At 72.0% G+C, this 6,654-nt stretch carries 4 protein-coding genes and 1 pseudogene; 2 read left to right on the plus strand and 3 right to left on the minus strand.

Annotated features, from left to right (window positions below):
- A pseudogene (locus D476_RS0120090) lies at positions 1 to 484 on the plus strand (prenyltransferase); the annotation flags it as partial.
- A gap of 54 nt (positions 485 to 538) precedes the next feature.
- Here the strand turns inward: D476_RS0120090 and D476_RS38260 are convergent.
- Positions 539 to 3,979, minus strand: a complete 3,441-nt coding sequence (locus tag D476_RS38260) for a transglycosylase domain-containing protein (RefSeq protein ID WP_017625718.1) — start codon at positions 3,977 to 3,979, stop codon at positions 539 to 541.
- Positions 3,980 to 4,407: 428 nt separating this feature from the next.
- The gene (locus D476_RS38015; RefSeq protein ID WP_017625719.1) at positions 4,408 to 5,010 is read right to left on the minus strand and encodes a hypothetical protein; all 603 of its coding nucleotides are present in this window, start codon (positions 5,008 to 5,010) and stop codon (positions 4,408 to 4,410) included.
- A 225-nt stretch (positions 5,011 to 5,235) separates the two neighbouring features.
- On the opposite strand from D476_RS38015, the gene D476_RS0120105 reads away from it, so the two are divergent.
- Positions 5,236 to 5,676 (plus strand): protein-tyrosine phosphatase family protein, encoded by a 441-nt coding sequence (locus D476_RS0120105; protein ID WP_017625720.1) that lies wholly within the window; start codon positions 5,236 to 5,238, stop codon positions 5,674 to 5,676.
- A 59-nt stretch (positions 5,677 to 5,735) separates the two neighbouring features.
- Here the strand turns inward: D476_RS0120105 and D476_RS0120110 are convergent, their stop codons facing one another.
- Positions 5,736 to 6,356: a class I SAM-dependent methyltransferase gene (locus tag D476_RS0120110; RefSeq protein ID WP_017625721.1), complete on the minus strand. Its 621-nt coding sequence runs from the start codon at positions 6,354 to 6,356 to the stop codon at positions 5,736 to 5,738.
- Between the last annotated feature and the right edge of the window lie 298 nt (positions 6,357 to 6,654).

Here is a 6,654-nt window from a genome sequence, read left to right on the forward strand (position 1 = left end):
CCACCTCGTCGCCGAGCACGAGGAGGTCTTCGCCGACCGGTCCCGCTTCTCCATGGACTGGTACTACCCGGTCCTCGGCGGGGCGCTGCGCGGCCCCGGCGCCCGCAAGCGCCTGGACGAGCGCTGGGACACCTTCGTCGTCCCCGGCCTGGGCATCCGCTGCGTCAGCGACCAGCCCTGGGTGACCGGCGCCGAGACCAGCGAACTCGTCCTGGCCCTGGCCGCCGTCGGCGACACCGAGCGCGGCACCCGGCTGCTCGCCGACATCGCCCACCTGCGCGACCCCGACGACGGCGCCTACTGGACCGGCTACCAGTTCGCCGAACGCGTCAACTGGCCCGTCGAGCGCAGCACCTGGACCGCGGCCGCCGTCATCCTCGCCGCCGACGCCCTGACCGGGGCCACCCCCGGTGCCGAGGCGTTCACCGCCGACTGGGGCGAGCCCCCCGCCGATCCGCGCGGCCTGTGCGGCTGCCCCTTCTGACCCCCGGAAAGCGGCGGAGCCGCGCCCTCGGAAGGGCGCGGCTCCGGTGTCGGCTCAGGGAAAGAAGGTGCCGTCGTCACCACCTCCCCCGCCCTCCGGCGGGGTCTCCCCACCCCCGCCGCCGTCCGGAGGCTGATCACCACCGCCGTCCGGCGGGGTCTCACCGCCGCCCGGGTCCGTCGGGCCCGGGTCCGCCGGGACCTCCGGCTCCTGCGGCTGCTCGGGCTGCTGCGGCTCCTGCGGTTCCTGGGGCTGCTGCGGCTCCTGCGGTTCCTGGTCCCCGCCGGGGTCCTGGGTCGGCACGTCCGGGGCGTAGTTCTCGGTCTGCCCGCCGTAGCTCGGGGACGGGAACGGCTCGGGGTCCTCGTCCGCCATCGCCTCGGCCATGAACGTCCGCCAGATCGACGCGGGCACGTTGCCGCCGTAGACCTCGCCCACCCCCGGCAGGAGGAACGGCTGGTTGTTGCCGTTGTACACGCCCACCGCCGTGGACATCTGCGGGGTGTAGCCCGCGAACCACCCGGCCACGCTGGAGTCGGTGGTCCCCGTCTTGCCCGCCACCGGGCGCCGGTCCGGAAGCTGCGCGCTGGTCCCGGTGCCCGAGGTGACCACCTGCTGCAGGGCGTAGGTGACGTCGGCCGCCACCCCCTCCTTCATGGCGCGGTTCTCGGCCGGCTTCTCCCGCAGGTTCTCCCCGTTGACGTCGACGATCTCGCGCACCACGTGCGGCTCGATGTGCACCCCGCCGTTGGCGAACGTCGCGAAGCCGCTCGCCTGGTCGACCGCGCTCACATCGGACACGCCCAGCGCCAGCGTCGGGGCGGCCGCCTGCTGTTCGGTGATCTTGTTCTCGGGGATCCCGGCCGCGTGCGCCATGTCCACGACCTTGGGCAGGCCGGTCTCCAGCGCCAGGTTGATGAAGCCGGTGTTGCTCGACTCCCGCGTGGCGTCGATCAGGTTCTGCGGACCGCCCCCCGGATGGGAGTTGTTCACCACCGACCCGTTGAACGACTGGCCCGACGTGCCGTCCACGATCGTGTTCAGGCTCTTGCCGGACTCCAGCGCGGCCGCCAGCACGTAGGGCTTGAACGCCGACCCCGCCTGCGCCGAGCCCCGGAACGCGCTGTCGTACTGGTTCTCGTTGTAGTCCTTGCCACCGTAGAAGGCCACGACCTCACCGGTCGCCGGGTCGATCGCGGTCAGCCCCGCGTACACGCCGTCCGGCAGGTTGTCCACGTCGACGTTGGTCTCCACCGCGTCCACGGCGGCGTCCATCAGGTCCTTGTCGAACGTGGTGACGATCTTGTAGCCGTTGCGGTTGATGTTGTCCTCGGTGTAGCCGAGGCCCTCCAGCTCGGACATGGCCTGCTGGAGCATGTACCCCTTGTAGCCGCTCAGGTCCATGCCCTCAGTGGGGCGGCTCTCCTCGGGCTTGGGGAACTCCATCCCGTCGGCGTCCGACGGGGTGATGATCTCCTCCGAGACCAGCCCGTTCACCACGTACTTCCAGCGCTTCTCCATCTCGGGGGTGGTGTCGCTGTCGGCCATGCCGAACTTGGTCGGCTGCTGGATGGCGGCCGCCAGGAACGCCGCCTCGTCCGGCGTCAGGTCGCCCACGTCCTTGTGGTAGTAGGCCTGGGCGGCGGCCTGGATCCCGTAGGCGTTGCGGCCGAAGTAGATGGTGTTGAGGTACTGCTCCATCACCCACTGTTTGTCGTACTCGTCCGAGCGGTCGATCTTGAGGGCGATGATCATCTCCTTGAGCTTGCGGGAGATGGTCTGGTCCTTGGAGACGCCCTCGAAGTAGTTGCGGACCATCTGCTGGGTGATGGTGGACCCGCCCTGCACCTGCTGCCCGGTGAACGTCGACCACGCGCCCCGGACGGTGCCCGAGACCGACACGCCCGGCTCGGTCCAGAAGCCGCGGTCCTCCGCGGAGATGACCGCCTCCTGGACGTGCTCGGGGATCTCGTCGAAGGAGACGGGGTCCCGGTCGACACCGCGCTCGGCGAACTTCGTCTCGCCGTCCGCGTAGTAGAAGATCGACCCCTGGTCGGTCGCCTCCGCCTTCGCCGCCGTGGGCACCTCGAAGGAGGCGTAGGCCACCGCGAACCCGCCGATGCCGAGCAGCATGAACACACCCGCGGTGATCAGCAGCGCGCGCGTCGCCCGGAACCACATCGGCTTCTTGGGCTTCTTGCCCTTCCCCGGCCCGGTCGGGCCCTTGGGCCCCTTGGGGCCCTTCCTACCCTTGCCGGGCCCACCCGACGCGGCGGCCGAGGCCGTGGACGCTTCACCGGCGGCCGCGGCCCCGGGGGCGCCCTTGCCCTTGCCCGGCACCTTGGCCCGCAACAGGTTCCGCGCACCCGTGACCGGCGCCTCGTCCGCACCACCGGCAGAACCACCAGATGCACCACCGGAAGCGGCACCGGCAGCACCACCGACAGCACCGCCGGAAGCGGCGGTGGAGGCGGCGGACTCGGCAGGAGTGTCGGAAGAGGAGTCGGAGGACGCCGACGTGGAGGGGGGCGAGGGGGTGGGGGCCCCCGCAGGGGCCGGAGGAGGCGTGGGGATCGCGTAAACGGGCTTCCCCTCGCCCTTGGGGGCCGCCTCGGAGGCGGCCTCCGAGGCGCCCTCGGAACCGGCCCCCCCGGCCAGGGAGGCTGCGGCCCCGCCGACGGCGGCAGCAGCGGCGGCCGCGGAGCCGGAGGAGTCGTCCTCCGCCGTGTCGCCGCTCTCAGCGGTGGTGTCGGCCTTGCCGTCCGCGCTTCCGGCAGTGCCGCCGGCACTGTCGCCGGAAGCGTCGTCAGCGGTGGTGTCGGCGCCGTCGTCCTCGAAGACCGGGGTGAAGGCCGACGTGCTCTCGGGATCCCAGGAGTCCCCGTCGTCCTCAGCCACGGAGCCCTTCTCGCCCTCGGGCTCCTTGCCGGACTCCTCGTCGGGCCCTGCGTCCGGTTCTTCGGCGGTTTCATCGTCGGCGCCGAACACCGGGGCGAACGCCGCGGTGCTCTCCGGGTCCCACGCGTCGGGAGATCCGGAAGGGGCGGAGGAGGCTTCAGAGGCGTCCGAGGAGGCCGGTCTGTCCTGCTCCTCGTCCTCCTCGGCCGGGCCGCCGCCGTCGTCCCCTCCCGGGGATGCCGTGCCCTCGGCGGGAGCATCGTCGGCGGGAGCGTCATCGGCGGGGGCGCCATCGGCAGAGTCGTCCCCGGATGCCGCGGAGGCATCGTTATCCCAGGTTCCGTCACTGCGCAGGCTGAACCCCTGCTCCGCGAGGGTCTTCGCGACCCTGTCCCGGAAGAAGCTGCCGCTGTCCTTGAAGGCGCCTACGCCTTCGGCCTCATCGGCGTCGCCCGCGTCCGCGCCCTTGCCGTCGCTGTCGTCGTCGCTCACCGGCGCCTCACCGGCCTCCGACTCCCCAGGCCCACCGTTTTCGGACTCCCTGCTCGCGGACTCGTCACTCTCGGGCACGTCACCGGCCTCCGCGTCGACCGGCACCCCTGCCTCAGCGGGGGCACCCGCAGCGGTCTCGTCGTTCTCTGGCGTCTCGGGGCGCCGCTCGTCGCCGGCGCCGTTGGTGCTGTCACTCAGTTGGAGGCCCCCTGGAGTCCTCGATCCCCCATACGTGTCCACCGCTGTATGACGCGGACATGGGCCGAATCGGTTCAGCAGAAATCTCGGGCGGGGAACGGCGCTGCGGGGGAGACCGCCGAAAACCCCGCCAACACGATACCCGGCCCCGCCGCCGCCCGATGTCGCGGGGAATGGTCAGCGGCCGATTCTTACAGGACTCTTATTTCCCAGGGGGAGGGGCCCATATTGGCCGCCCCGGGCACGTGTTCACCGTGGGTGAAGGCGGTCGGCCCACACCCCCCGAAAGCGGGTCACGCCTTTCCAGGGAGTAACCGTCCGGCCCGCCGCGGCGACTACGGGCCCACACTCGCACCCGGGGACGGGCCGCCGCCCCACCCGCCGGTGCCCTCGCCCTCGCCCGTACCCCCGATGCCGCCGGTACCGTCACCGCCCTCAGTGCCTTCGCCCGTGCCGCCCCGTTCCGTACCCCCGTCCGTGCCGCCGCCGGGACCGTCGGTGGCCCCCTCGGACGGCTCGGAGACGACGGTCGGCGGACACGTCGCGGCGTCCGCGACACACGGGGAGGGGACGCCGGGTTCGCCGTCGAGTTCATCGGGTCCCACCTCGGAGCGCAGACCGGTCTCCACCAGCGGGACGGTGGTCCCGGAGCCGGTCTCGTCGCCCTGCACCACGGAGGCGACAGGTCGGCCCGTGGCGACCTCGGCGGAGGTGACGGCCCCGACCGGAGCGGCCAGACTCGCGGGGAGCAGGAAGAGCAGGGCGGCGCCGCCGGCGGCGCCGTCCGCCACGGCGAGGACCGCCACCCCGGCCAGGGCCACGCCGCCCGCGGCCATGCCGAGCGCGGCCCCCGTGTCCCCCATGAGGTAGGCCAGCACGAGGACGGCGACCATGTCGAGTACGAAGGTGGTGAACCACGCGGCCACGTGCCTGCCCATCGCGCTCCCCTCCGAACGGCGGGCGAAGTGCACGGATCATAGCTCCGGAATGGGCCCCGCCATCCGGAACCGGGCGGTTTTCCCGCCCGCCCCGGGGCCCGTTTCCGGCTCCCGCGCCGCCCGCAACGGAGACGGTCGCTCCGAAAGCGAGCGAATGCGCACCGAGAACCGCACACCGCACCATCCGGCCGGATTTCCTACCGGCAGGGGAAAGGAGATTCGGCCATGGCGACGACCTGGGATTCCGAAGCACCGGGGGTCCTGGCCCTGCCTTCCGGACGCCTGGTGCGCGGCCGCGGCCTGCGCCGCCCGAAACCCGACGGCCCGGACCCCGACTTCGGCGTCTACCTGCAAGGACGCCGCCCACCGCCGGTGCCGTGGGAGAGCCGGTGGGTGCGCTGGCCGGATTTCCTGCTCCCCGTTGACCGGGATGCCGGAGAGCACTTCAGAACGGCTTGGCGGCGCGCGGCGGACGAACGCGTGGAGGTCGCCTGCTCGGCAGGGATCGGCCGTACCGGGACCGCCCTGGCGTGCATGGCGGTGCTCGACGGGCTGGCACCGGATGAGGCCATCGAATACGTCCGTCGGAACTACGAGCGGCGCTCCGTGGAGACACCGTGGCAGCGGTGGTACGTTCGGCAATTCCCCGACCCGGAGGCGATCTAGCGGACCCGGAGCACTTTTCAGAGAACTATCGGGAATACCGGCCGGTCCCGCCTGCGGACTCAGAGCTTGGCGGCGACGGTGCGCTCCATGATGCGGCCGCGGTCGCGCCTGCGGTAGACGACGGTGAAGCCCGTCCGGCGCAGCAGCGGGGCGACCTGCCGGGTCTGCCTGTCGGCGGCCCGGGAGGCGGTCGCCCGCTCGACGGCCCGTTGGAGGATCCGCAGCGGGAAGTAGGGGCTGGCCACATGGCCGACGAGGATCAGCCGCCCTCCGGGGCGCAGGACACGGTGCATCTCCGCCACAGCGGCCGCGTCGTCGGGAACACTGCTCAGCCCGAGCGTGCACAGCACGGTGTCGACGGCCCCGTCGGCGCACGGGAGCGCCTGGGCGTCTCCCTGGACCAGGGCGACACGGGCCGCGGCGCGCCGCCGGCGGGCCCGGCGCAGCATGCCCGCGCTGATGTCCACGCCGAGGACGCTCACATCGGGCGGGTAGAGCCCCAGGTTGCGCCCGGTGCCCACGGCGACCTCCAGGACCCGCCCGCGTGCCTGGCCACACGCCCAGGCACGGGCGTCGCCGAGCATGAGCCGGTCATAGAAGTCGGTCTCCCTGTCATACCGCGCGGCGTACGCGTCGTACTGGCGCCGCATCCGCTCCGTCGCCTCGGGATCGATGGCCACGTCCCCTTCCGCGCGTGGGTGGTCCGGTCTCGCCGGTATGCGCCTTCTCAACGGGTCACTTCTCCTCAGTATCCCCATCAGACGCCTTGAGCCCCAGAGCCATGACGGGATGGCCGGAGAAGGTCTCCTGTAGGCGAGGCGGGGAGCAGCGCGCCAGGTACCCCTGCCCTCTGACAGCTACGCCCCAGGAACGTCTCTACGGCCCCGGCGGAGGGTGGCAAGGAGGACGGTGATCCCATCACCGGACAGGAGATCAACAGCCGAGTTCACATGTTCACAAGCTTGGGCGCAAAAAAAA

It is taken from the genome of Nocardiopsis chromatogenes YIM 90109, assembly GCF_000341185.1.
Taxonomy (GTDB): domain Bacteria; phylum Actinomycetota; class Actinomycetes; order Streptosporangiales; family Streptosporangiaceae; genus Nocardiopsis_A; species Nocardiopsis_A chromatogenes.